17 protein-coding genes are annotated in these 22,349 nt (G+C 74.9%); 4 read left to right on the forward strand and 13 right to left on the reverse strand.

Annotation, left to right across the window (positions count from 1 at the left end):
- Positions 1 to 175 precede the first annotated feature (175 nt).
- The 4 genes from IEY94_RS22455 to IEY94_RS22470 form a co-directional block, all read right to left on the reverse strand.
- Positions 176 to 1,495, reverse strand: coding sequence for a choice-of-anchor B family protein (locus tag IEY94_RS22455; RefSeq protein ID WP_189172245.1), 1,320 nt, complete (start codon positions 1,493 to 1,495; stop codon positions 176 to 178).
- Positions 1,496 to 1,964: 469 nt separating this feature from the next.
- Positions 1,965 to 5,003: a fibronectin type III domain-containing protein gene (locus IEY94_RS22460; RefSeq protein ID WP_189172246.1), complete on the reverse strand. Its 3,039-nt coding sequence runs from the start codon at positions 5,001 to 5,003 to the stop codon at positions 1,965 to 1,967.
- Positions 5,004 to 5,117: 114 nt separating this feature from the next.
- Positions 5,118 to 5,801, reverse strand: a complete 684-nt coding sequence (locus tag IEY94_RS22465) for a pentapeptide repeat-containing protein (RefSeq protein ID WP_189172247.1) — start codon at positions 5,799 to 5,801, stop codon at positions 5,118 to 5,120.
- Between the two features lie 205 nt (positions 5,802 to 6,006).
- Positions 6,007 to 6,843 carry an NAD-dependent epimerase/dehydratase family protein gene (locus IEY94_RS22470; RefSeq protein WP_189172248.1) on the reverse strand — a complete coding sequence of 279 codons (837 nt, stop codon included), beginning with the start codon at positions 6,841 to 6,843 and terminating at the stop codon, positions 6,007 to 6,009.
- A 159-nt stretch (positions 6,844 to 7,002) separates the two neighbouring features.
- Here IEY94_RS22470 and IEY94_RS22475 point away from each other — a divergent pair, with 159 nt between their 5' ends.
- Positions 7,003 to 8,379, forward strand: a complete 1,377-nt coding sequence (locus tag IEY94_RS22475) for a serine hydrolase domain-containing protein (protein WP_189172249.1) — start codon at positions 7,003 to 7,005, stop codon at positions 8,377 to 8,379.
- A gap of 7 nt (positions 8,380 to 8,386) precedes the next feature.
- Here the strand turns inward: IEY94_RS22475 and IEY94_RS22480 are convergent, their stop codons facing one another.
- The 3 genes from IEY94_RS22480 to IEY94_RS22490 all read right to left on the reverse strand — a co-directional run bounded on the left by IEY94_RS22480 (position 8,387) and on the right by IEY94_RS22490 (position 12,107).
- Positions 8,387 to 8,683: a DUF2218 domain-containing protein gene (locus tag IEY94_RS22480; RefSeq protein WP_189172250.1), complete on the reverse strand. Its 297-nt coding sequence runs from the start codon at positions 8,681 to 8,683 to the stop codon at positions 8,387 to 8,389.
- A gap of 31 nt (positions 8,684 to 8,714) precedes the next feature.
- Positions 8,715 to 11,306, reverse strand: a complete 2,592-nt coding sequence (gene rph, locus IEY94_RS22485; protein ID WP_189172251.1) for a rifamycin-inactivating phosphotransferase — start codon at positions 11,304 to 11,306, stop codon at positions 8,715 to 8,717.
- A gap of 174 nt (positions 11,307 to 11,480) precedes the next feature.
- Entirely contained in the window at positions 11,481 to 12,107 is a 627-nt protein-coding gene (locus tag IEY94_RS22490) for a ricin-type beta-trefoil lectin domain protein (RefSeq protein ID WP_189172252.1), read from the reverse strand.
- A gap of 467 nt (positions 12,108 to 12,574) precedes the next feature.
- Here IEY94_RS22490 and IEY94_RS22495 point away from each other — a divergent pair, with 467 nt between their 5' ends.
- From IEY94_RS22495 to IEY94_RS22505, 3 genes are all read left to right on the forward strand, one after another.
- Positions 12,575 to 13,162: a TlpA family protein disulfide reductase gene (locus IEY94_RS22495; RefSeq protein WP_229784357.1), complete on the forward strand. Its 588-nt coding sequence runs from the start codon at positions 12,575 to 12,577 to the stop codon at positions 13,160 to 13,162.
- On the forward strand, positions 13,162 to 13,605 hold the full coding sequence (locus IEY94_RS22500) for a DUF4395 family protein (protein WP_189172253.1): 444 nt from the start codon (positions 13,162 to 13,164) through the stop codon (positions 13,603 to 13,605). The genes IEY94_RS22495 and IEY94_RS22500 overlap by 1 nt, the downstream gene beginning before the upstream one ends.
- Positions 13,606 to 13,732: 127 nt before the next feature.
- Positions 13,733 to 15,373 (forward strand): fibronectin type III domain-containing protein, encoded by a 1,641-nt coding sequence (locus IEY94_RS22505; RefSeq protein ID WP_189172254.1) that lies wholly within the window; start codon positions 13,733 to 13,735, stop codon positions 15,371 to 15,373.
- Positions 15,374 to 15,470: 97 nt separating this feature from the next.
- Here IEY94_RS22505 and IEY94_RS22510 read toward each other — a convergent pair whose 3' ends face one another.
- From IEY94_RS22510 to IEY94_RS22535, 6 genes are all read right to left on the reverse strand, one after another.
- Positions 15,471 to 16,430 carry a LysR family transcriptional regulator gene (locus IEY94_RS22510; protein ID WP_189172255.1) on the reverse strand — a complete coding sequence of 320 codons (960 nt, stop codon included), beginning with the start codon at positions 16,428 to 16,430 and terminating at the stop codon, positions 15,471 to 15,473.
- Positions 16,431 to 16,665: 235 nt separating this feature from the next.
- Positions 16,666 to 17,463 carry a serine protease gene (locus tag IEY94_RS22515; protein ID WP_189172256.1) on the reverse strand — a complete coding sequence of 266 codons (798 nt, stop codon included), beginning with the start codon at positions 17,461 to 17,463 and terminating at the stop codon, positions 16,666 to 16,668.
- A gap of 82 nt (positions 17,464 to 17,545) precedes the next feature.
- Positions 17,546 to 18,331, reverse strand: coding sequence for a S1 family peptidase (locus IEY94_RS22520; protein ID WP_189172257.1), 786 nt, complete (start codon positions 18,329 to 18,331; stop codon positions 17,546 to 17,548).
- Positions 18,332 to 18,498: 167 nt separating this feature from the next.
- Positions 18,499 to 19,086, reverse strand: a complete 588-nt coding sequence (locus tag IEY94_RS22525) for a hypothetical protein (protein WP_189172258.1) — start codon at positions 19,084 to 19,086, stop codon at positions 18,499 to 18,501.
- Between the two features lie 41 nt (positions 19,087 to 19,127).
- Positions 19,128 to 19,919, reverse strand: coding sequence for a serine protease (locus IEY94_RS22530; protein ID WP_189172259.1), 792 nt, complete (start codon positions 19,917 to 19,919; stop codon positions 19,128 to 19,130).
- 238 nt (positions 19,920 to 20,157) lie between these two features.
- Entirely contained in the window at positions 20,158 to 22,035 is a 1,878-nt protein-coding gene (locus IEY94_RS22535) for a hypothetical protein (RefSeq protein WP_189172260.1), read from the reverse strand.
- Between the last annotated feature and the right edge of the window lie 314 nt (positions 22,036 to 22,349).

The raw sequence follows: 22,349 nt of genomic DNA on the forward strand, positions 1-22,349 counted from the left end.
CGCCGGCAACCCCGCCGGCAACCCCGCCGGAGCGACCCGACCGCGACAGCCGAGTGCCGACCACACCGGGCCGACCACACCGGGCCGACCACGGCGCCGGCCGCCCGCGGCGCCGGGGGGAATGCGAGCGCGGCCCGGTCGGGAACGACCGGGCCGCGCCACCGCGTGCCGGGGATCAGGTACCCGGCGGGAACGGACCCGTGCCCGCGCCCACGGCCGGGCCGGTGGGCTTGAGCAGGTACAGGCCGATGCCCATGTTGCCGACCGGGATGGCGCCGTTGCGCAGCGGGCGCAGGATCATCCAGGTGTTGCCCATGCCGCTGTCCACCGTCGGGGCGGTGTCGAAGAAGCCGACGTCGACGATCTTCCCCGCCGGGATCTGGCTCGCGTCGCGGATGCGCAGGCCGGCCGAGTAGGACGCCTGGTACGCCCGGTTGCCGACGGTGTAGCAGTTGTGGTTGACGGCCTTGTGCGCGTCCTTGGCGTTGGTCACGAACTTCGGCGCGTCGAGCTTCTCGATGTTGAAGATGATGTTCCAGCTACCACTCGCGGTGGACGCCGTCTCGTCGTTGATGTTGAGGAACTTCATGTCCTCGGTGAAGCAGCCCTGGTGGGTGAAGCTGGCCCCGGTGTAGCTCGTCTTCGACAGCACCTTGATGCTCGACTTGTCGGTGACGTCGAGGACCGAGAGCGTGTGGCCCTGGCCGGTGAAGTTGAACGCGATCTCCTTGCCGGTGTACCGCGTGTCCGGGCCGTTGTAGTTCCAGACCAGCGCCTCGTGCGAGTAGACCTCGGACGAGTAGCAGGCGACCTGCTTCATGTTCTTGGGGTCCCTGATGTCGATGATCGTCAGACCCTTGTTGCAGCTACTGGCGCCGGACGCGTACAGGAAGCCGGTCTTCTGGTTGATCCAGAGCGTGTGGCTGTTGGTGAGGCCCTTGTAGTGCGCGTCCTCCTTGAAGGTCTGCGGGCTGGTGACGCCGCGCAGCTTTTCGAGGTTGAACGCCTGGATGCCGTTGTTGACCGAGTCCTTGCCGGTGAACATCCAGTTCTTGTACACCCGCACGTCGGTCCAGACGGCCTTGACGCCGTTGTACGAGGGCAGGTTGCCGACGTAGACGGGCTTGAGCGGGTCGGTGACCTTGACGAACGAGATGCCGTTGTCCCGGCCGAACAGGACGTACTCGTCCTTGGTCTGCTCGTCGTACCACTCCCACATGCTCGACGAGCTGTTGCTGCCGCCGATCGTGTTCTGCGGGGTGAAGCTGAGCAGCTCGACGTTCTTGCACGGGTACTTCTCGATCATGCCGTTGGTGCAGGCCACCGGGCCCCGGATGGCCTGCGGGGCCGCCCAGCCGGGGCTGTACGCCTTGAGGACGGCGGCGGCCTCGGCCCTGCCTTCCTCGGACTTGGTGTCGTGGGCCGCGGCGGGGCCGGCGGCCGCGACGGCCAGGGCGATCGCGCCGAGCACGACGCCGAGGTTTCGGGTTCTCATGTCCATGAGCGGGGACTCCTGTCCGGGCGTCCGCCATGCTTGTGGGGGGCGGGGCGGGGCGCCCTGAAGGTCTGTGGTCCGGGCGTGGGTGGGGGAGTGGGCGCACGGCCCGTCGGGACGCGGGGCACCGAGGGCTGTGTGGGGGACGACCCTCGGCTGTCGGGGTGGCCACAGCATGCGGGCTGTGGCGGGCATTACATAGACAGCAGTTAATAGCAGACCGACCGGCGCGTCAACCTGCAGGTCAGCCGATCGGCCCATCCGTATTCATCGATTCGCCGGGCGCATGCCGGACCGCTCGGCGGCGCCCCGGCGCGGTCCGGTGCCGGGTTCGACACTGGTAGCGGCGGGGCGGGCGGACGTTCGACGGATGTCGGCCGCGAAACGCGGCGGGCGCCGGAGGGCGGTTGCCCCTCCGGCGCCCGTCAGCGCCCGCCGGTGCCGCCCGCGGGCGGCCCGGAGTGCCCGGTCAGTCGAGCGCGCTGCGCCGCCGCAGCCAGCCGGCCGCCGCGTACAGGCCGAGCCCGGCCAGCAGCCAGCCGGCCCCGACCGCGACCAGCTCCCCGACGTACCGGGTGCTGGTCACGGGCAGCTCGTCGGCCGTCGCCGCCCCGGCGACCGTGACGACCAGCTTCATCGAGTGCGGGTTGCCGTCCGGGTCGACGCCCGAGGCGATGATCGTGTGGACGCCCGCCGCGAGCGACGTCGGCACGATGACCGCCTTGCGGAAGCTGCCCGAGCCGTTGGCCACCGCGTTGCCCAGGACCACCGGCGCCGAGTAGAGCGTGATCGACACCGTGGAGTAGGGCGCGAAGCCCTCGCCGAGCACCACGATCTCCTGGCCCGGTTCGGCGGTGGAGATGTCGCCGTCCTCGGTGGTGAGCAGCAGCGTGGTCTCCGGCGGCGTGGTGGGCACGGCCGGCGCGGTCGGGATCGCGGCGTTGGACGCCGCCGACGGCACCGAGTTCATCCCGCTGGCGTGCGCCACGACCGTGACCGTGTACGACGTGCCGGCCACGCCGCCCAGCACGCAGTCGTGCTCGTCGCCGTCGGCGGTGCAGGTCGCGAGGCCGGGCGAGGCGTACGCGGTGTACCCGGTGATCGGCACGCCGTTGTCGTGCGGCGCCGACCAGGTGACCGCCAGCGACGAGGTCTGGCCGAAGATGGCCACCTCCTCCGGCGGCAGCGGCGTACCGGGCACGACGCTGGCCGGCGCGGAGGCCGGGCCGTTGCCGCGGGTGTTCACCGCCCGCACCCGCACCTCGTACGAGACGCCGTTCATCAGGTTCGTCAGCGTCGCGACCCGGGTGCCGCCGGCGCCGGCGGTGGTGGCCGACGTGGCCCAGGTGGTGCCGCCGTCGGTGGAGAACTCGTACCCGGCGATCGTCGCGCCGCCGTCGCTGGCCGGCGGGGTGAAGGTGACCTCCGCGGTGTTGTTGCCCGCGGCGGCGCTGACGCCGGTCGGGGCGCCGGGCACCGTGGACGGGGTGCCGGGCTCCGCGGCCGAGGCCGTGCCGGCGCCGACGCCGTTCACCGCGCGCACCCGGACCTGGTACGTCGTCCCGTTGGTCAGGCCCGTGACGGTGGCGGTGCGGGTGCCGCCGTTGCCGGCCGCGGTGGTGACCGTCGACCAGGTCGCCCCGTTGTCCGTGGACACCTGGTAGCTGGTGATCGCGTTGCCGCCGTTGTTGCCCGGCGGGGTGAAGGTGAGGTCCAGGCTGCTGTCGCCGCGGACCACGCCGAGCTGGGTCGGCTGGCCCGGCGTGGTGGCCGGGGTGACCGTCTGGCCGCCGCTGGCGCCGCCGTTGCCGGCCGCGTTCACGGCGCGGACGACGAACGTGTACGGCGTGCCGTTGGTCAGGCTCGACACCGTGCCGACCCGGGTCCCGCCGGTGCCCGCGCTGGTGGTCAGCGTGTGCCAGGTGCTGCCGCTGTCGGTGCTGTACTGGTACCCGGTGATCGGGCTGCCGCCGGTGCTCGGCGGGGTGAGGACCAGCTCCGCCGTGGTGTCGCCGGGGTTGGCCGTCTGGAGGGTGGGCGCGCCGGGCACGGTCCGCGGGGTGCCGTTGATCGGCCCGACCGCGGCACCGTCGCCGTTGGCGTTGACCGCGCGGACCCGGATGCCGTACGTGGTGCCGTTGGTCAGGCTGCTCACCGTACCGGTCAGCGGGTTGGTGCCGGCCGTGGTGAGCGTGGTCCAGGTGCCGCCGTCGACCGAGACCTCGTACCGGATGATGCCGCCGCCGCCCGCGGGCGGGAAGCTGAGGTCCAGCGCCCCGTTGGCCGGCGTGACGGTGAGGCTCGCCGGCGCGGTCGGCGGGCCCGGCGCCGCCGGCGTGACCTGCGCCGACGGTGCGCTGTTCGCGGACCGGCCGGTGGCCCCGCCGTTGTTGGTGCCGGTGACCGTGAACGTGTACGCCTGCCCGTTGGTGAGGCCGGTGACCTCGCAGGTGGTGGCGCCGCTGGTGCTGCACGTGTGGTTGCCGGGGTTGGACGTCACCGTGTAGTTGGTGATCGGCTTGCCGCCGTGGGTGGCCGAGCCGGTCCAGCTCACGGCCACCTTGGTGTCGCCCGCGACGCCGGTGACCACGGTCGGTGCCGGCGGGACGGTGCTGACGGCCAGGCCGATCGGGCTGTTCAGGCCGGTGACGATCGCGGACGCGTTGCCGCCGGGGAAGTCCGGCGCCATCTTGTAGACGCTGGAGCTGCCGTTGCTGCTGGCGAAGAGGTTGCCGCCGCCGTCGATGGCCAGGCCCCAGGAGTACTGGATGCCGGTGGCGAACGTCGTCTTGGTGCCGTCGGTCGCGATCCGGTACACGCTGTACGCGGTGGCGCTGGTGACGTACACGACGCCGTTGGAGTCGGCGACGATGCCGGTCGGGAAGGCGATGCCGGTGGCGTAGACGCTCACGACGCCGCCGCTGGTCACCTTGATGATCCGGTTGCGGGTGTAGTCGGAGACGAAGACGTTGTCGCTCGGGTCGACCGCGATGCCGTACGGGGTGACGCCCCCGCTGACGGTGATCGTCGACTGCACGCCGTTGACGACCTTGAGCAACTGGTTGCCCTGGCCGACGTAGATCGTGCCGTTCGAGTCGATGTTCACGGCGTTCGGGTAGCTGAGCCCGGTGACGGCGGTGGTCTGGGTGCCGTCGGCGGCGATCCGGACGATCCGGTTGTTGCCCGCGTCCGCGATGTACAGCGAACCGTCGCTCGCGCGGGTCAACTGGTACGGGTCGCTCAGGCCGCTGCCGACGTTGGTCTCGCCGCCGCCGGCGGCGATCCGCAGCAGCGTGGAGTTGTACTGCCCGACGATGTACAGGTCGGTGTTCGGATCGGAGCCGGTGGCCGCGGCGGCGGGCGTGGCCGACCCCCAGGACACGAGCGCGCCGGTCGCCAGGGTCAGGACGACGACCGCGGCGACCCGCCGGCAGGCCGCCCATGCGGCGGCGACCCGGCGGCGGCCGGGCGGAGTGTGTGAACTGTGGGCAGTGTGAATCGCGTGCACCGTGGGACCCCCGTACCTGACAGTGACTCCCGACAATGTAGCGAACCAACGCCTGATATGCGCAGCTTCATACCATTTGTGACTCGGGAGTGGCTCTCGGGCGACGGGCCGGGATCAGTCGCGGATTCGGATCCCGAGAGCACCGGCGAGGGTGTACGAGAGGGCGATCAGGTCGTGGCTGTCGATGGTCGCGCCGGCGAAATGGGCGATGCCGTCGATGTCGGCGAGCGTGCAGCGGGAGAATTCCGCGCCGGCGAGCCGCGCCTCCGGGAATCGGGCGCCGGTCAGGTCGCAGCCGACGAACCGGGCGCCGCCGAGGTGCGCGCCGGTGAAGTCCGCCCCGGTGAGGACGCAGTCGTCGAACAGGACGGCGTGGAACGAGGTGAACCGGAACGACGCCAGGTCGATCCGCGACTCGGCGACGGTGACGTCGCGCAGGCCGCCGTCGACCCAGTGCAGCCCGGTGAGCCGGAGCCCGGTCAGCCGCGTGCGCAGCAGGGTCGACCCGGTGGTCCGCAGGTTCGCCCAGTCGGCCCGTTCGGCGACGCAGTCGGTGAACCGCGACCGGTCCAGCACGGTCCCCGCCAGGTCGGTGCGGGCCAGCCGGCACTCCGTCCAGTGCACGCCGCCGGTGCGGCGGCCGGTGAGGTCGACGCCGGTGAAGTCGACCCGGTCGAACGACGCCCCGTGATCGAGGTCGTGCTCGGGCAGCACCGCCGGGGTGTACGCGGCGGGGATGCCGGGCGGCAGCGGGGGCCGCCAGCGCGGGGTGCCGCGCCGCGGGGAACGCACGACCATGCCCCCACCGTAGCCAGCCCCGCCCCGGGCCGGCCGCCGGGTCGGGATCGCCCGCCCCACCGGGGCGGGTCAGGAGATGGCCCCCATGGCGCAGAACCCCGCCGGGTCGGGGCCGTCGACCGGCTCCGGCGCGAGGCCGAGCGCGCGTACCTCACCCGCCGCCGCGACCAGCCCGGCGGCTCGTGATCCCCCGCGGCGACGCCCGTCAGCGCATCGGCACGCCGACCGGCGCGGTGCGGAACGGCCCGCCGACGTACGCGTGCACCGGGTCGGCGGGGTCGGGCTCGCCGAACCGGGCGACCAGCTCCGCCGCGTACGCCTCGGAGTCGTCGCGCGGGGTGAAGCCGAGCGCCGCCATCCCGCCCAGCGACCACCACCGCCGCGTGTTCGCCGACAGGCCCCAGACCACCCGGCAGAGCGGGCCGGGCGCGCGCAGCGCGGCGTCCACCAGCCCGGCGCAGTCGTCCGGGCTCAGCCAGCCGGGCAGCGCCACCGTGTCGGCGGGGTACTCCCGGCAGGTGCCGATCCGCAGCGAGACCACGTCCAGGCCGTACCGGTCGTGGTACAGCGCGCCGAGCGCCTCGCCGGCCGCCTTGCTCCAGCCGTAGAGGGTGTCGGGCCGCGCCGGCAGGTCGTCGGGCAGCCCGCCGGGCGGGGCGTCGGCGCGGCGGTAGCAGCCGGCGGCGTGGTTGCTGGACGCGAGCACGACCCGCCGCACCCCGACGTCCACGCAGCCCTGCAGGACGTTCCGGGTGCCCGCGACGTTGACGTCCAGCAGCCGGTCGAACGCGTCCTCCCCGCTGATCCCGGCCAGGTGGACGACGGCGTCCACGCCCGCGAGCGCGGCGGCGACGGAGGACGGGTCGGTGATGTCGACCGCGGCGACCTCCTCGCCCGGGCCGGGCCCGGCGAGGGCGGCGGGGAGGTCCGCTGTGCGCAGCCGCCAGCCGTACCCCGGCAGGCGGGGGCGCAGCAGGTGCCCGACCTGCCCGGCGGCGCCGGTGACGAGCAGCCGCCCGGATCCGTACCGCTCCGACGCCATCGCGACCCCCCGACCGGGTGCCGCGGCCCGGACGGCGCGGCGCTCCCACGATCGTCCCGCCGACCCGCCGGCCGGCGCGAACCGGGGTCGCCCGCCGCTGCCGTTTGACAGCGGCCGGCGCGGGCTGTGGTGGGTTCGGTCGGCCGGTAGGTTGTCGGTATGTCGCGGATCGAGACTGAGCTGCTGCCCGGTACCCGACGCGCGCTGCTGCACCGGCTGGCCACCGGCCAGGTGCAGGGGCGGGCCCCCTCGGTCGTCGCCGCGGTGGTGCGCGGCGGCCGTCCGGTGTGGCTGGACGGCCGGGGCGGCGTGGACGGCCGGGTGCCGGACGGCGACGTCCAGTACCGGATCGGCTCGATCACCAAGACGTTCGTCACCGTGCTGGTCCTGCGGCTGCGGGACGAGGGCCTGCTCTCCCTCGCCGACCCGCTGGACGCGCACCTGCCCGGTACCAGCGCGGGCCGGGCCACGATCGGCGCCCTGCTGGCGCACACCAGCGGCCTGGCCGCCGAGACGCCCGGCCCGTGGTGGGAGCGCACGCCCGGCGCCCTGCGCCCGGAGCTGGCCGACCTGTTCGGCGCCGGCGCCATGGTGCACCCGCCCGGCGAGCGGCACCACTACTCCAACCCCGGCTACGCGCTGCTCGGTGCCCTGGTCGAGCGGGTGCGCGGCGCGGCGTGGGGCGAGGTGCTGCGGCGCGAGGTACTCGAACCGCTCGGGATGACCCGGACCACGCTGGCGCCGGTCGCGCCGCACGCGGCGGGCTGGGCGGTGCACCCGTGGGCGGACGTGCTGCTGCCGGAGCCGGCCGTGGACACCGGCCGGATGGCCCCCGCCGGGCAGCTCTGGTCGACGGCGACGGACCTGGCCGCGTTCGCCGCGTTCCTGATCGGCGGCCACGGGCGGGTGCTGTCGGCGGACTCCGTCGCGGAGATGCGCACCCCGGCCTGCCCGCCGGAGGCGGCGGAGTGGGACAGCGGGTACGGGCTCGGCATGGAGCTGCGGCGCCGGGACGGCAGGCTGCTCGCGGGCCACACCGGCTCGATGCCGGGCTTCCTCGCGACGGTGTGGACGAGCGCCGAGGACGACCTGGGCGCGGTGGTGCTGGGCAACGTGACCGCCGGCCTGGCCGTGGGCGCCCTCGCGGCGGACCTGCTGCACACGGTGGCCGAGCGGGAGCCGCGGATCCCGGCGCCGTGGCGCCCGCTGGACGCGGTCGACTCGCTCCTGCTGGACCTCGCCGGACCGTGGTACTGGGGCGCGGCCCCCCACGTCCTGCGCCCGATCGCCGACGGCTACCTGGAGTTGGCCATGATGGCGGCGGAGGAGCGGGCCATCCGGCTGCGCCCCACCGGCGACGGCGGGTGGGTGGGGCTCAACGGCTACTTCGCCGGCGAGCCGCTGCGGGTCGTGCGCGACGCCGCGGGCGCGGTGAGCCACCTCGACCTCGGTACCCACGTCTTCACCCGCGAGCCGTACGGCCCGGCCGCGGCCGTTCCCGGCGGCGTCGACCCGGCCGGCTGGCGGGCCGGCTGACCGCCGGCTACTCGGCGGTGGTCGTCCAGGTGACGGCGAGTTCGTTGCGCTGGCCGAACCGTTCGAGGTGGCTGCCGAGGACGTGGGCCGCGCGGGCTACGCCCTCCTCACTCGGGCCGGCGGCGACCATGATCAGGACGTTGTCGCCGACGGTGATGCTGGCCGTCGTGTCGTCGAGGTTCGTGGTGGAGGTGGCGCCGTCGGTGGTGAAGGTGAGCTTGCGGCCGAGGTGGGCCACGAGCTGCTTGGCGTAGCGGGCGGGCGCGTCGGTGGCCACCTCGGCGCGGCTGGTGTGGGTCGTCATGCGCTGCTCCTCGCGGTCGGTGGTGATTATTTCAGGACAGGATCTCGACGTACCCGTCGCTGCCGTGAACGCGGATCCGCTGGCCGTCGGCGATCAGCCGGGTGGCGTCCGGCACGCTGACGACGGCCGGCAGGCCGTACTCGCGGGCGATCACCGCGCCGTGCGTCATCAGCCCGCCGACCTCCGTCACCAGGCCGGCGACGGCGACGAACAGCGGCGTCCAGCTGGGGTCCGTGTGCGCGGTGACGAGGATGTCGCCCGGTTCGAGGTCGGCCCGGGCCATGTCGGCGATGACCCGGGCGCGCCCCTCGACGGTCCCGGCCGAGACCGGCAGGCCGACCAGGGCGCCGGCCGGCACGCCCTCACGTCGGTACGCGCCGGTGATCACCTCGCCGTCCGAGGTCAGGACCCGGGGCGGGGTGAGCGCGTGGTACGACCGGAACTCCGCCGCGCGCCGCCGGACCAGCCCGTCGTCCACCCGGTTCGTGCGCGCGGCGTCGTGGAACTCGGCGAACGTCAGGTAGAAGGCGTCCTCCCGCTCCCGGAGCGCGCCGGCCCGGACGAGGCGGTCGGCCTCCGCCAGCAGGGCCTGCTTGTAGACGAAGTAGCGGCTGACGATGGCGTACTTGGGGTACTCCCGGTAGCCGATGAAGGTCCGGACCCGGTCGATCATCCGCTCGGTCTCGTCGGCCTTGCGCTGCCCGTCCGGCAGGGCCCGCAGGCGTTCGAGCACCTCCGTCGCCTTCGCCGCGGCCGTCCGCCGGCCCTGTTCGAAGCGGCGCGCGGCGGCGCCGTGCGCGAACAGCTTGATGTTGTCCAGGAGCACCGGCACGAGCGTGCCGGGGCGCTCCCGCCAGCGCGGCCGGGTGATGTCGATCTCGCCGACGCAGCGCATGCCGTACCGGTCGAGGTAGTCCTCGATGGCGTCGCGCGCCCCGGCCCCGCCGGGGAGCTTCGGCAGCTCGCCCGGGAAGTCGTCGTCGCCGACCCGCCGGAGGTACGCCACCACCTCCGGGTGCGGGCGGATCACGTCCGCCACGTCGAGCAGCGCCAGCCCCATCTCGGAGGTGATGTTGCCGGGGGCGGACAGCGTGAGGGTGTCGGCCGCGTTCTTCTCGCCGAGCCACTCGGCCAGCCGGTCGTTGAGCCACCAGGTGGCCTCCATCCCCGCCATGATCGCCTGGAGGTTCAGCGGGTCGCCGAGGAGTCGCTTGTGCTCGGCGAAGGCGTCCAGCAGGAAGTCGAACAGCGCCGGCCCGGTCCGGGTGCTGATGTCGCGCCGCAGGGCGGCCAGCGCCGCCCGGCTGCGCTCGACCAGCTCGGCGACGATCGCCGGGTCGGTCGCGATCGGGGCGGGCGCCCCGCCCGGCGGCGGCCCGGCGGGCGCGGCGTCCGGCAGTGGCGGGACGAAGTCGCGGTCCAGGACGGTCTCCAGCGCGTCCCGGATCAGCGGGTCGGAGCGCCCCACCATCTCCAGGAACCCGGCGCGGCCCGCGGGCGCGGCCAGCAGTCGGGTGGCGTCGACGAACAGCCGCCCGCCGGCGTCGAGCATCGGCGCCATGGCCGTGAGCTGCCAGACGGACAGGCCCAGCGGCTTCATCGGGTCGGTCATCATCTGCTGGTGCCCGACGGACAGGTACACGCGGTTCGCCCGGTCGGGGGCCGCGGGGACCGGGAACAGCGTGGTGATCGGGCGGCTCTGCACGATCCGGAAGTCGTCGCCGTCCAGGCACCACTCGATGTCCTGCGGGCGGCCGAAGTGCGCCTCGATCCGCCGGCCGAGCCGGACCAGCCGGAGCACCTGCGCGTCGGTCAGGGCGGGCTGCTCCCGCTGCCGCGGGTCGACGGCCACCTCGTGCGTCCCGCCGCCCGGCAGGGCGTGCACCGCGCGCTGCTTCGCGGCGATCGCCCGGCTGACGATCTCCTCGTCGCGGACCCGGTGGGCGTCCGGGGTCACCAGGCCCGAGACCAGGGCCTCGCCGAGCCCGAAGCCGGCGTCCACGGTCGCGACCCGCCGGTTGCCGGTGACCGGGTCGGCGGTGAACAGGACGCCGGCCGCCCGGGGCAGGACCATCCGCTGTACGACGACGGCCATGCTCACCGCGCGGTGGTCGATGCCGTGGCGCAGCCGGTAGGTCACGGCCCGCTCGGTGTACAGCGACGCCCAGCACCGGCTGACGTGCCGCCGGACGGCCGCCGGGCCGACGACGTTCAGGTACGTGTCCTGCTGGCCGGCGAAGGACGCGGTCGGCAGGTCCTCGGCCGTCGCGCTGGACCGCACGGCGTACGCGGCGTCCGCGCCGGAACCGGCCAGCGCGGCGTCGACCGCCGCCGCCACGTCGTCGGGGACGGCGGCCTCCTCGACGGCCCGGCGGATCCCCGCGCTGAGCGTGCGGATCGCCGCCCGGTCGTCCGGGTTCGCGCGGGACAGCGCGTCGAGCCGGTCGGCGTACCCCGGCACCCCGGCCGCGGCCCGCCGGAAGGCGGCCGTGGTCACGCAGAAGCCGGGCGGTACGTCGACGCCGTCGATCCGCGCCAGCGCGCCCAGGTTCGCCGCCTTGCCGCCGACGGCCGCGATCCGCGACCCGTCGACCTCGCCGAGATCCAGGACGTACTCGGTCATGGGATTACCTCCGATGCAGCCCGATCGGTCCGGCCGTCGATTCTGCGGCAGGGCCCGGGTCTTGCCGCAAGCCCCGGGGTGCGCTATACGTTGGAAATGGCAGGAAGTAGATTCTTCCTGCCATTCTCGTGCGCTACCGGCCGTTCCCGTTTCGCGACCGGCTCCGCTGTCCGGTCAGACCTCGACCAGGTCCCGCAGCGGGCCGGCCGGGACGGTCTCGGCGGGCTGGTCGCTGTCGTCCGGCAGGACCGAGCCGGGGCTGTTCCACTTCTGTAGGTTCACCAGCGACGGCTTGTTGAAACCGTCGTCGTCGTTCCGCGCGGTCGCCTCGCGGCAGGCAATGGCCATCACCTTGAAGTTGTCGGCGTAGCCGTGCCACTCGATGTGCTGCTGGGCTACGTCCGGGTCGCGGTCGATGTCCTCCGGGCCGGTCCGGGTCAGGCAATTCCCGCTGGCCGCGTGGACCAGCCGGTACTTGGTGCGGTAGACGCCGGTGTCGCCGTACCGGATCCAGTTCTGGGCCGCGCCGCCGGTGCAGGTGACCGGCCGCACCACGTTCCGGGCGCCGGGCTGGAGGCAGTACCGGGTCGTGCCGTGGACCGTGTAGACGGGCGCGGGGCTGCCGGGGGCGGCGTCGGTCGGGGTGGCCGGGATGCGGAACAACTGGGCCCGGTCGATCCGCTGCAGCGGCGCGAAGTGCTGCCGCGTCTGCAGCGTGGTGGCGCGGCCTCGACCGCGTACCGGGACCGGCCCGCGCTGGCGACGAAGCCGACCGGCGCCGTACCCGGCCGGCCGGCGCACAGCTCGGCGAACGTGCTCATGCTGCGGACCCGGGCCAGGGCCGTCTCCAACCCGGTCATCGCCTGCCGCAGCGCGCGCTCCCGCGCCACGGTCAGGCGGGTCCCGTCGATCCGGGCGAGCGCCGCCGGGACGGCCGCGGTGCCGAGGCCGACGGACAGCAGGACCAGGAGGAGCGCGAGCGGCATCGCGCCCCGGTCGTCCCACCGCCCCCGGGGTCGCCCGAGCGGCGGGCGGGCGGGGCGGTTCCCCACGGCGGCCGGACCGACGCCGGCGCCGGGCGCGGAGTCGGTCATGCCACACCCCGAGCGAGACGCTGCTCCCACCGTTCGGCCGGCGTCGCCGCGACCCGACCGTTCCGGCGACCCGTTCCCGCCGGGCGGCCGGGCGGCGGGTTGCCGCGGCGGGTGACGCGCCGCACGCCCGGCGGCCGATAGCGGATCGACGGTCGGCGTGGCACGGTGGTGCCTGTGGATGCCGAGGCGCTGGTGGGAGCGTGGGTCGCCGCCGGCGCGCTCGCCGCGGCGACCGGCCTCGGCGTGTGGCACCGGGCCCGTTCGCGCCGCTCCTGGCGCCCGCGCCCGCCCGCCGCCGCAACCCCGCCCGCCGCCGACCACGGGTATCCGGCCCTGATCACGGCGGCGCCGGCCGGCACCGCGGCCCCGGCCAATACCCCGGCTGCCGGCGCGGCGTCGGCTACTACGGCAGCCGGCACCGCGGCGCCGCGCACCGGCCCGGCGGAGCCGGGTGACCTCGCGGCGCTCGGCGCCGAGCCGGGAGCGGTGACCCTCGTCCAGTTCTCGTCGGCGTTCTGCGCCCCGTGCCGGGCCACCCGGCGGGTGCTGGCCGACGTCGCCGCCCGGGTCGACGGGCTGCGGCACGTCGAGATCGACGCCGAGTCGCACCTCGATGTCGTCCGGGCGCACGGCATCCGGCGCACCCCGACCGTGCTGATCGTCGACCGCGCCGGCCGGCTCGTCGGCCGGGCCGTCGGGCAGCCGAGCCGGGACCGGGTCCTGGCGGCGGTCGCGCCGCTGCTCGCCGACGGGAGTGCCTGATGGAGCTGGACCCGCGCGGACCGCGCTTCAACGCCGCGGTCACCGCGGCCGTGTTCGTGGCGATCCTGCTGGTCACCCCGGCCGCGCCCGCGGTCGCGGGCGGGCTGGCGGCGGCGCAGGCGGTCGTCTTCGCCGCGACCGCCGTCGATCCGCGCCGCGGGCCGTACGCCCTGCTCTACCGCGGCCTGGTCGCGCCGCGGCTGGGGCCGCCGGCCGACCGCGAGCCGGCGGCCCCGGTGCGCTTCGCGCAGGCGGTGGGCTGCTGCTTCGCGCTGGCGGCGGCCGCCGGCTTCCTGCTCGGGGCGGCGACGCTCGGATACGTCGGCGCGGCGTTCGCGCTGGTCGCGGCGTTCCTGAACGCCGCGTTCGGGCTCTGCCTCGGCTGCGAGTGCTACCTCGCCGCCCGCCGCCTGACCGCCGGGCGGCGTCACCCCGGCGCATAGCTGAGGTTCAACACTCCGCTGCGCCGTCGCCCGTCCGGGAGGCTAGCGGCATTTACTGACAATTCAATGACATTCACCCCATACGATGCTGAACGTCGTAATGCTTCTTCATCGAACGGGGATCAGCGTGACCGCGAAGCAACCGGGGCGCCGGCGCATGCGCACGATCGGCCGCGCGGCAGCGGCCGCGGCGCTGGCCGGGGCCACCCTGCCGACCGCCTTCGCCACGCCGGCGCTGGCCGTGCCGCAGTGCACGCCCGAGTCGGCGTACGAGCACTGTGTCCCGTTCGCCGCCACCGGCGCGGACCAGACCTTCACCGTCCCGGCCGGGGTGTACAGCCTGCGGGTCAAGCTGTGGGCCGGCGGCGGCTCGACCGGCGCCTCCGCCGGCGGCGGCGGTGGCTTCACGGTCGGCACCGTCGCGGTGACGCCGGGCCAGCAGTTCACGGTCACCGTCGGCGACGCCGGCCAGGGGGCGTCGATCGCCGCCACGTACGGCGGCGGCGGCGCGGGCGGCCTCGGCGACCGCGACACGGTCAGCCGGTGGACCAACGGCGGCAGCGGCGGCGGCATGTCGGCGCTCTGGAAGGGCAGCTACGGCACCCACCCGCTGCTGATCGCCGGCGGCGGCGGGGCCGGCGCGGCCACCGCAAACGGGTACCCCGGCGGGGCGGGCGGCGGCGCGACCGGCGAGAGCCCCGCGTACCCGGTCAGCGGTCGGGGCGCGACGCAGCAGGCCGGCGGCGCGGCCGGCGTGATCAACGACTGCACGTCGGCCACCGCCGGCGGCCACTACACCGGCGGCACCGGGGCCGACGGCTACGACGGCGGCGGCGGCGGGGGCGGCGGCTACTACGGCGGCGGCGGGGGCGAGTGCCAGGCCACCGACCCCGGCACCAACCGCGAGGGCGGGGGCGGCGGCGGCTCCGGCTACGTGGCCAGCGCCGGCGTGTCCGGCGCCAGCACGACCGCCGGGTCCGGCGCCGTGACGGGCGGCAGCGCCGACGCGCAGTGGAACAGCGCCGCCGGCAACGCCGCGGAGGGCGGCATGGCGACCATCCAGTACAACGTGAGCAGCGTGCCGCCGGCCCCGTCGGCCGTCACGGCGGTCGCCGGCGTCTCCTCGGTCAAGGTGTCGTGGCACGCGCCGAGCGGCCCGACCGTGACCGGCTACACCGCGTACGCGAAGCCGGGCCCGGCCACCTGCACGACGGACGGCGCGACCACCTGCGTGCTGGGCGGCACCGCCGGGGTCGCGTACACCGTCACCGTCGTCGCGCACACCAGCGGCGGGGACTCGCCCCGCAGCGCGGCGTCCGACCCGGCCACGCCCACCGCGCCCGCGCCGCCGGACAGCCCGCCGAGCACCAGCCTGGAGCTGACCACCGACGAGGGCGACATCACCACCGCCGAGCGCGGCGAGGAGATCGTCTTCATCGGCACCGGCTTCGCGGAGCACTCGACGGTCGTGATCAGCGTGTACTCGACGCCGGTCGTGCTCGGCACCGTGGTCACCGACGGCAGCGGCAACTTCCGCAAGGGCATCGTCGTGCCGGCCGGCCTGGCCGCCGGCACGCACACGATCATCGCGCAGGGCGTCGGGCCGGACGGCCGGCCGCGCGCGATGAAGCTCACCGTCACCGTCACCGATGCCGCGATCCTCGCGGTCACCGGCGCGCGCACCACGCTGGTCGCCGGGGCCGGGGTCGCCCTGCTGCTCGCCGGTGCCGCGGCGCTGCGCCTCACCCGCCGCCGGCCGCTGGCCTGACCGGATCGCAGTGCGGGGGAGTCGCGTGCGCGGTTCCCCCGCACTGCGGCAGCGGGGTCGGCGCGGGTGCGGCGGCCCGCGCGGGTGGAGACGCCGGCTACGGGGCGGCGAGCAGTTCGCGGCCGTGCCGCCGCTGCTGCCAGGCGTGGTAGACGCCGTTGGCCGCGACGATCTGCCGCTGCGCCCGGACCAGCTCCGCCGCCAACTGCTCGACCTGCTCGGTGACCGCCGACCGGCCGACCGGGGCGTGCAGGCTGGTGACCATGTGCAGGGGCGTCCCCGCGAGCGGGACCGCGACCATGCCGGGCGGGGGCTGGCTGGTCGGCTTCATGAGCAGGACGGTGCGCGGCCGCTGCGCCAGGCAGTGCACGTCGTTCAGGTCGAGAATGGCGGTCGCCGGGGTGAAGCCCGCACCCGCGCAGGCGGCCGCCAGGTGACTCTGGATGCTCGGCCCGGCGTCGGACATCTCCGCGAACACCTCGCCGGCCAGTTCGCGGAGGTCGATCTGGGCGCGGTCGGCGAGGCGGTGCCGCTCGGGCAGGCCGACGAAGACCGGCTCGACGGCGACGACCCGGCGGACGGTGTGCGGGCTGGACAGCTCGGCCGCCGGGAAGTCGACGACGAGGGCGGCGTCCAGGTGCCCGGCGACCAGCAGGTTGAGCCAGTAGCGGCCGTTGAAGCCGATCCGCACGTCGGAGACCGCGCCGAGGGCCAGGTCGATGATCCGGGGCAGGACGGCGGCCAGGGGACCGGGCGTCGCGCCGACGCGCACCGTCGCCCGCGCCGACCGGCCGTGGTTCTTCCTGGCGGATTCCTCGAATTGTTCGAGCGCGCCGAGAATCGTCAGCGCGTGCGCGGCCACGGTCGCGCCCAACTCGGTGGCCACGAGACCGTCGATCGTCCGGTGGAACAGCTTCCCGCCCACGATGCGCTCGGCCCGGCACAGTGCCGTCGAGGCCGACGGCTGCGCCATTCCCAGCACCGCCGCGGCGGCCGTGAGCGACCCGCACCGCGCGACGGCCCGGACGAGGCGCAGATGCCGGAAATCGAGTTCCATCACCGCAGGCTACAACAAGAATATCGATGGGTGTCCGGGCCGATTCGGCAATTTTTATCGTCGGGAATGGTCGCGGCCGAATGAGTCGCGGGCATAACATTTCGCTGTTATGCCGAACCCCTATTCGAGCGGGAATTAGCCGGCCGAAGCCGGCGCGACGGCGGCGGGCCCGTCGGGATTGCCGACGTCCGTACCCCGGCCCGCGTCGGACGGGGCCGGGGTACGGGGGCTGCCGCTACCAGCCGGCGGGCATGGTCCCGCCGAGCGCCCTGATGCCGCTCTTGATCGGGTCGATGAACGCGCTGATCTGCGCGTAGTGGCCGGGGTTGTTCGCCCGGGCGCAGCCGACGCCCCAGCTCGTCAGGCCGACCACGACCCAGCGGTCGCCGTCGCGCGCGGCCAGCGGACCGCCGGAGTCGCCGCCGCAGGTGTCGATGCCGCCCTTGGCGAGGTCGCCGGCGCAGATCTCGGCCGGGCCGACGACCTCCGGGCAGGAGGCGTCCGGGATGTACGGCAGGTCGACCTCGCGCAGCAGGTTCGTGCCCTGCCCGCCCTCGCTGGTCCGGCCCCAGCCCATCGCGCGGAACGTCGGGGTGGCGTCGTACCCGGCATCGGTCGGGAGGGCGACCGGGGCGATGTCGGTGACCGGCTGGTCCAGCTTGAGCACCGCCCAGTCGGCGACGTCGTCCGGCAGCGGGCCGCTGGGCGGCGGGGGCTTGCCGTACTTCACGCCGACCACGTTGCGCTTGGTGCCCTGCCGGTGGTCGACCCGGCCGAGGCTGGCCGTGCTCCCGTCGTGGCCGTCCTCGAAGCAGTGCGCGGCGGACAGGACGATGTCGCGGGAGACGAGCAGCCCGCCGCACTGGTAGATGCCGATCTTGAGGAACGCCATCCACGGGTAGGCGCCCTCGGCGGCGGCCTTGCCGCCCACGATCCCGCGTGGCGGGTCGGCCGCGGCCGGGGCGGCGAGCAGCCCGGCGATCAGGGCCGCGGCGCCGGCCGCCGCGACGGCGGACAGAATACGAAACTTCATGACTACTCCCGGAAGGAGGGGTGGCGCGACGCCGGGTGGCGCCGCGGGTCTGCGGACGTCCGGCAAGACGTCGGGCAGGGGCTCACCAGCCGGCGGGCATGGTCCCGCCGAGGGCTCGGATCGCCTCCCTGATGGGGTCGATGAACGCGCTCACCTGTGCGAAGTGGGCCCCCGACGGCTGCGCGCAGCCGTACCCCCAGCTCGTGATCCCGACCACCACCCAGCGGTCGCCGTCGCGGGCGGCCAGCGGGCCGCCGGAGTCGCCCCGGCAGGGGCCGATGCCGCCCTTCGCCGGGTCGCCGGCGCAGATCTCCGCCGCCCCGACCACTCCCTGGCACTGGTCGTCGGCGATGTACGGGACGTCGACCTCGCGCAGCAGCGTCACGCTGTTGCCGTGCTCGCTGCGGGCGCCCCAGCCGATGGCCCGGAACGTCGGCGCGGCGTCGTACCGGGCGTCGGTCGGCACCGCGACCGGCGCGATGTCGGTGACCGGCTCGTTCAGCCTGACCACGGCCCAGTCGGCCACGTTCGGCACCGGCTCGCTGCCGGTACCGGGGCCGACGCCGTACTTCACGCCGGCGGCGGTGCGCTTGGTGCCCGCGGTGCGGTTCACGCTGCCGACGCTGATCGCGGTCCGGCCGCTCTCGCCCTCGAAGCAGTGCGCGGCCGACAGGACGATGTCCGGCGACACCAGCGATCCGCCGCACAGCATGCTCAGGTGCGCCATCCACGGATACGCGCCCTCGGCGGCCGGCTTGCCGCCCACGATGCCGCGCGGCGGGTCGGCCGCGGCGGGCGCGGCGAGCAGCCCGACCGACACGGCGACGGCCGCGGTCGGGGCGAGGACGTAGCGGAGACGACGATTCACCAGGACTCCCGGGGAGTGTGGGCGGTGCGGGCTGCGGCTTGCGCCGGCCGGCCGGGGCCGGGGCGATGTCGGTACGGCGGGCCGCGGGAGCGGTGGGGCGGGTCCACCCAGCATTTCCCGCCCCACCGCCCGGCTCCCGGTGCCCGCCGTCCGCCGTGGACGGTGGCTCAGTCGACCTTGGCGTAGCCGCTGTCCGGCGCGGCGTCGAGGCTCAGCGGCGGCTCGTCGGCGTCCTCGCGCGGGTACGCCAGGTTGGCGTTGTAGCCGAGGTCGCTCGGGCTGTTGATGCAGGACAGCGGGAAGGTGAACGTGTTGGTGCCCCCGCTGAACACGGCGTCGCCGTCGCACATGGTGGTGATCGTCCCGTCGTCGTGGTTCTCGAAGACGCGGGCGACGACCCCCTCGGCGGTGTAGGTGCCGTAGAACAGGGTGTACTCGGGCTGGCCGTCGCTGTTGGTGTCGAGGTTGATCCACGCGCTCGCCACGCCGTCCTGCCACGCCCCGTCCGTCTGCGGGTCGGTCGGCTTCGCGGCCTTGAAGCTGAACTCCAGGCCGTCGCCGGTACGGCGCCCGTTCGCCGCGACGAGGTCGCCCTCCGGCTGCTCCACGGGCTCGTTGGTCGTGGCGTCGACGGTGTCGCCGGTGGGGTCGACGACGGGCGACGCGCCGCCGGCGAGGGCCGGCGCGGCGGATCCGACGCAGAGCGCCGGTACCGCGAGGGCGGCGATCAGCAGGCGGCTGGTCAGGTACTTCACGATTGCTCTCCTTGTGTTGATCGGGGTGCGGGACGGATCGGTCACCAGCCCGCGGGCATGGTGCCGCCGAGCGCGGTGATGGCGTTCTTGATCGGGGTGACGAAGCCGCTGACCCGGGCGTAGTGGCCCGGGTTGTTCGCCCGGGCGCAGCCGTGGCCCCAGCTCGTCAGGCCGACCAGCACCCAGCGGTCGCCGTCGCGGGCGGCCAGCGGGCCGCCGGAGTCGCCCTGGCAGGTGTCGATGCCGCCCTTGGCCAGGTCCCCGGCGCAGATCTCGGCCGCGCCGACGGTGTCCGCGCACTGCTCGGGCGCGACGTACGGCACGTCGACCTCGCGCAGCGCGGTCACGCTGTTGCCGCCCTCGCTGCGGGCGCCCCAGCCCATCGCCCGGAAGGTCGGTCCGGCGTCGTACCGGTTGTCGGTCGGCACCGCGACGGGAGCGATGTCGGTGATCGGCTGGTCGAGCTTGACCACGGCCCAGTCGGCGACGTTCGCCCCCGGCGGGTCGGTCGGGTCGGGGCTGACGCCGTACTTGACGCCGGCGGCGGTGCGCTTCGTGCCCTTGGTGCGGTTGACGTCGCCGACGCTGACGGTGACCCGGCCGCTGCCGCCGGCGAAGCAGTGCGCGGCCGAGAGCACGATGTCGGGGGAGACCAGCGACCCGCCGCACAGCATGGACAGGTGGGCCGCCCAGGGGTAGGCGCCCTCGGCGGCCGGCTTGCCGCCGACGATGCCGCGCGGCGGGTCGGCAGCGGCCGCGGGCGCCGCCGGGATCGCGACCAGCGCCGCGGCGCCGGCCGCGGCGAATGCGGACAGCAGGGTACGAGAGTTCATGGCGGACTCCGGGTGGGGACGGGCGCACGGGGATGATGAGGACGCCGACCGCACTCGATCGACGTCAATCACTATCGCCGTTCGGATCGGGGCGCGGACAATCCCAGCGGTGTATAGCCACCGGCTATAGCGGTTAGCTATGCGAGGTTATGGCTCGCGCCTTCTAGCGCGGCATTTTCACGTCGACCAATTCTGTTTGCCGATGACAAGGCCGGCGCCGGACCGCGGCGCGGCTCCGCTATTCGGGCTCGGCGCCGTTGAGCAGGGCGAGGCCCGGGTTGCAGTCGGCGAGGACGACCTGCCGGCCCGACGGCGCGTTGTCGACCAGGATGAACGCCGTCTCGGGCAGCCCGAGAATGCGCTCGGGGTCGACCGTGAACTCGTGCACCCGGCTGGCGGTCCAGGAGGAGTCGACGCTGCGCCCGGCGTTCCACGTCCGGGTGCCGGTCCACGCCTGCCCGCGGGAGTCGGACACCCCGTCGATCCGGCGGGCCATCGGCCACGTCTCCGGGGAGCCGTGGGAATCGCGGCCCGTCGAGACCGCGAAACCGTCCCGGCCGCCGTCGCTGAAGCTGCGCCCCACGTTGACGGTCGTCTCGCTGAGCACGAAGGTGTGCTCGCGCCCGATGAAGCTCGCCGCGGCCTCGGCGTCCCGGTGGTTGTACATCTTCATGACGCACACCGCACCGCCGGTGCCGATGGCCGCCTCGCCCGTGCCCTGCGGGTGGTCGATCATCAGCACCAGCCGCACGCCCGCCCGCCGGGCGTGCCCGGCCAGCAGGTCCAGCGTCCCCGCGCCGAGGTGGTCCACGCCGGCCACGACCAGCACCCGGGGGCGCCGCGGCTGGTCGCACAGGTGCTGGGCGAGCTGGACCAGCACCTGGTCCAGCAGGCGCTTGTCGTCGCCGCGGCCGTCCGGCGTCGCCACCACGGCCAGCGGTACCTCCGGCCACAGCGGCCCGGCCCCGTCGGCCGGCCGCACCCGCTCGGCCAGCGTGCCGAGGTGGTGGTCGATGAGCCGCACCCGGCGGCCGGTCCAGTCGTCGGTGCCCAGCGCGCCGAGCTGCTCGGCGAGCCGTTCCAGCTCGGCCGGGGCGAGCACGTCCGGCGGCGCCGCCCGGCGCAGGACCCGCATCCCGGCGGCCAGCCGCTCCAGGGTGACCGGGCCGTCCAGGGCGCGCACCAGGCCCTCGAGCACCTCCTTGGTCAGCGCCCGCTCGTGCCGCTGGTCGGCGCCGGCGGTGGCGGCGGTGAACGCGTACGTCAGGCACTCCACCAGCTCCGGCTCGCCCAGCCCGGCCAGCAGGTCCGCGTCGGAGCCCGCCCCGGACAGGTGCACGTGCCGGGTGTCCAGGCCCCGCTCCGCCGCCAGCGCCAGCAGCCCGCCGGCCACGTCGGCGCCGGTCAGGTCCAGTACCGCGAGCCGCTGCCCCTCGCCCAGCACCGACGTCCCCAGCATCACCAGCAAGCTGGCCCAGCCGTGCCGCCGGGCGTCGCCCCCGATCACGTCCACCCGCTGGGTGGCCACCGCCGGCGCCACCGGCTCCCACCGCGGCCCGGCGCTCCGCCGCGTCGTCATCGCGTGCAGCCGGCGGGCGTGCTGGTCGACGGCCTCCTGCCACGCCGCGAAGGCCCGGTCGTACGCCGCGCGGGAAGCGTCCGCCCGCAGCCGGTACGGGCCCAGGAACCGCGCCAGGTTCCGGCGCGCCCGCAGCCACGCCTCGGTCCGCGGCAGGACCGGCAGCGCCAGCACCAGGAGCAGCAGCCACCCGTACGTCGCGTACGCCTCGTACAGCTCCGGCTCGAACCCCTGCCCCGCGAGGAACCGCTGTACGCCGGGGCGGGTGATGACGTACACCGCCGCGGCCGCGCCGGCGAACGCGACCCGCGCCAGCAGGTGTCGCCGGGCCCAGTTCCGCTCGGCCACGAGGTTGCTGGTGTCGGGCGGCATCGGCTCCACCCACTCCGGCGCGGCGCCGGGGTCCGGGTCGATGGCCGCCGCGGGCCGGACGGGCTCGATGGCACGCCAGCCCCACCGCCGCTGCGTCGCGAACAGCGCGCCGGCCAGCCGACGCGACCAGGAGGGCTCCGACGGGGCATCGGGTGCCAGCACCATGAAGAGTCCCGGGGGTATGTGGACGCGGAACACCCATTGTGGAGGACGGACCGGGCGACCGGTACGAACATCGCATGATCCGCCACATATCCCGGCCGAACGGGTACCCGCTCGTCGGGGTCAGCGGCGGCGGTCCGCCGCCGGCCGCCCCAGTTCCCGCTCCACCGCGCGGATCGAGCGGGCGCGCTGGAGCAGGCAGAGCCGATCGGGGTCGTGTACCTCCCGGCCGAGCACGCCGGACAGCCAGTCCCGGTCCCGGTGGGCCGCCCGGTCGGCGCGGACCCGGCCGGCGGAGGTGAGATTGGAGGCGAAGA

This window comes from Pilimelia anulata (assembly GCF_014647895.1).
GTDB classification, from domain to species: Bacteria; Actinomycetota; Actinomycetes; order Mycobacteriales; family Micromonosporaceae; genus Pilimelia; species Pilimelia anulata.

Bases quoted from the DNA above. Each gene is read 5' to 3' on its own strand.
- IEY94_RS22455 (WP_189172245.1), bottom strand. From the start codon at position 1,495: ATGAGAACCCGAAACCTCGGCGTCGTGCTCGGCGCGATCGCCCTGGCC.
- IEY94_RS22465 (WP_189172247.1), bottom strand. From the start codon at position 5,801: ATGGTCGTGCGTTCCCCGCGGCGCGGCACCCCGCGCTGGCGGCCCCCG.
- IEY94_RS22470 (WP_189172248.1), bottom strand. From the start codon at position 6,843: ATGGCGTCGGAGCGGTACGGATCCGGGCGGCTGCTCGTCACCGGCGCC.
- IEY94_RS22475 (WP_189172249.1), top strand. From the start codon at position 7,003: ATGTCGCGGATCGAGACTGAGCTGCTGCCCGGTACCCGACGCGCGCTG.
- IEY94_RS22480 (WP_189172250.1), bottom strand. From the start codon at position 8,683: ATGACGACCCACACCAGCCGCGCCGAGGTGGCCACCGACGCGCCCGCC.
- rph (WP_189172251.1), bottom strand. From the start codon at position 11,306: ATGACCGAGTACGTCCTGGATCTCGGCGAGGTCGACGGGTCGCGGATC.
- IEY94_RS22500 (WP_189172253.1), top strand. From the start codon at position 13,162: ATGGAGCTGGACCCGCGCGGACCGCGCTTCAACGCCGCGGTCACCGCG.
- IEY94_RS22510 (WP_189172255.1), bottom strand. From the start codon at position 16,430: ATGGAACTCGATTTCCGGCATCTGCGCCTCGTCCGGGCCGTCGCGCGG.
- IEY94_RS22515 (WP_189172256.1), bottom strand. From the start codon at position 17,463: ATGAAGTTTCGTATTCTGTCCGCCGTCGCGGCGGCCGGCGCCGCGGCC.
- IEY94_RS22530 (WP_189172259.1), bottom strand. From the start codon at position 19,919: ATGAACTCTCGTACCCTGCTGTCCGCATTCGCCGCGGCCGGCGCCGCG.
- IEY94_RS22535 (WP_189172260.1), bottom strand. From the start codon at position 22,035: ATGGTGCTGGCACCCGATGCCCCGTCGGAGCCCTCCTGGTCGCGTCGG.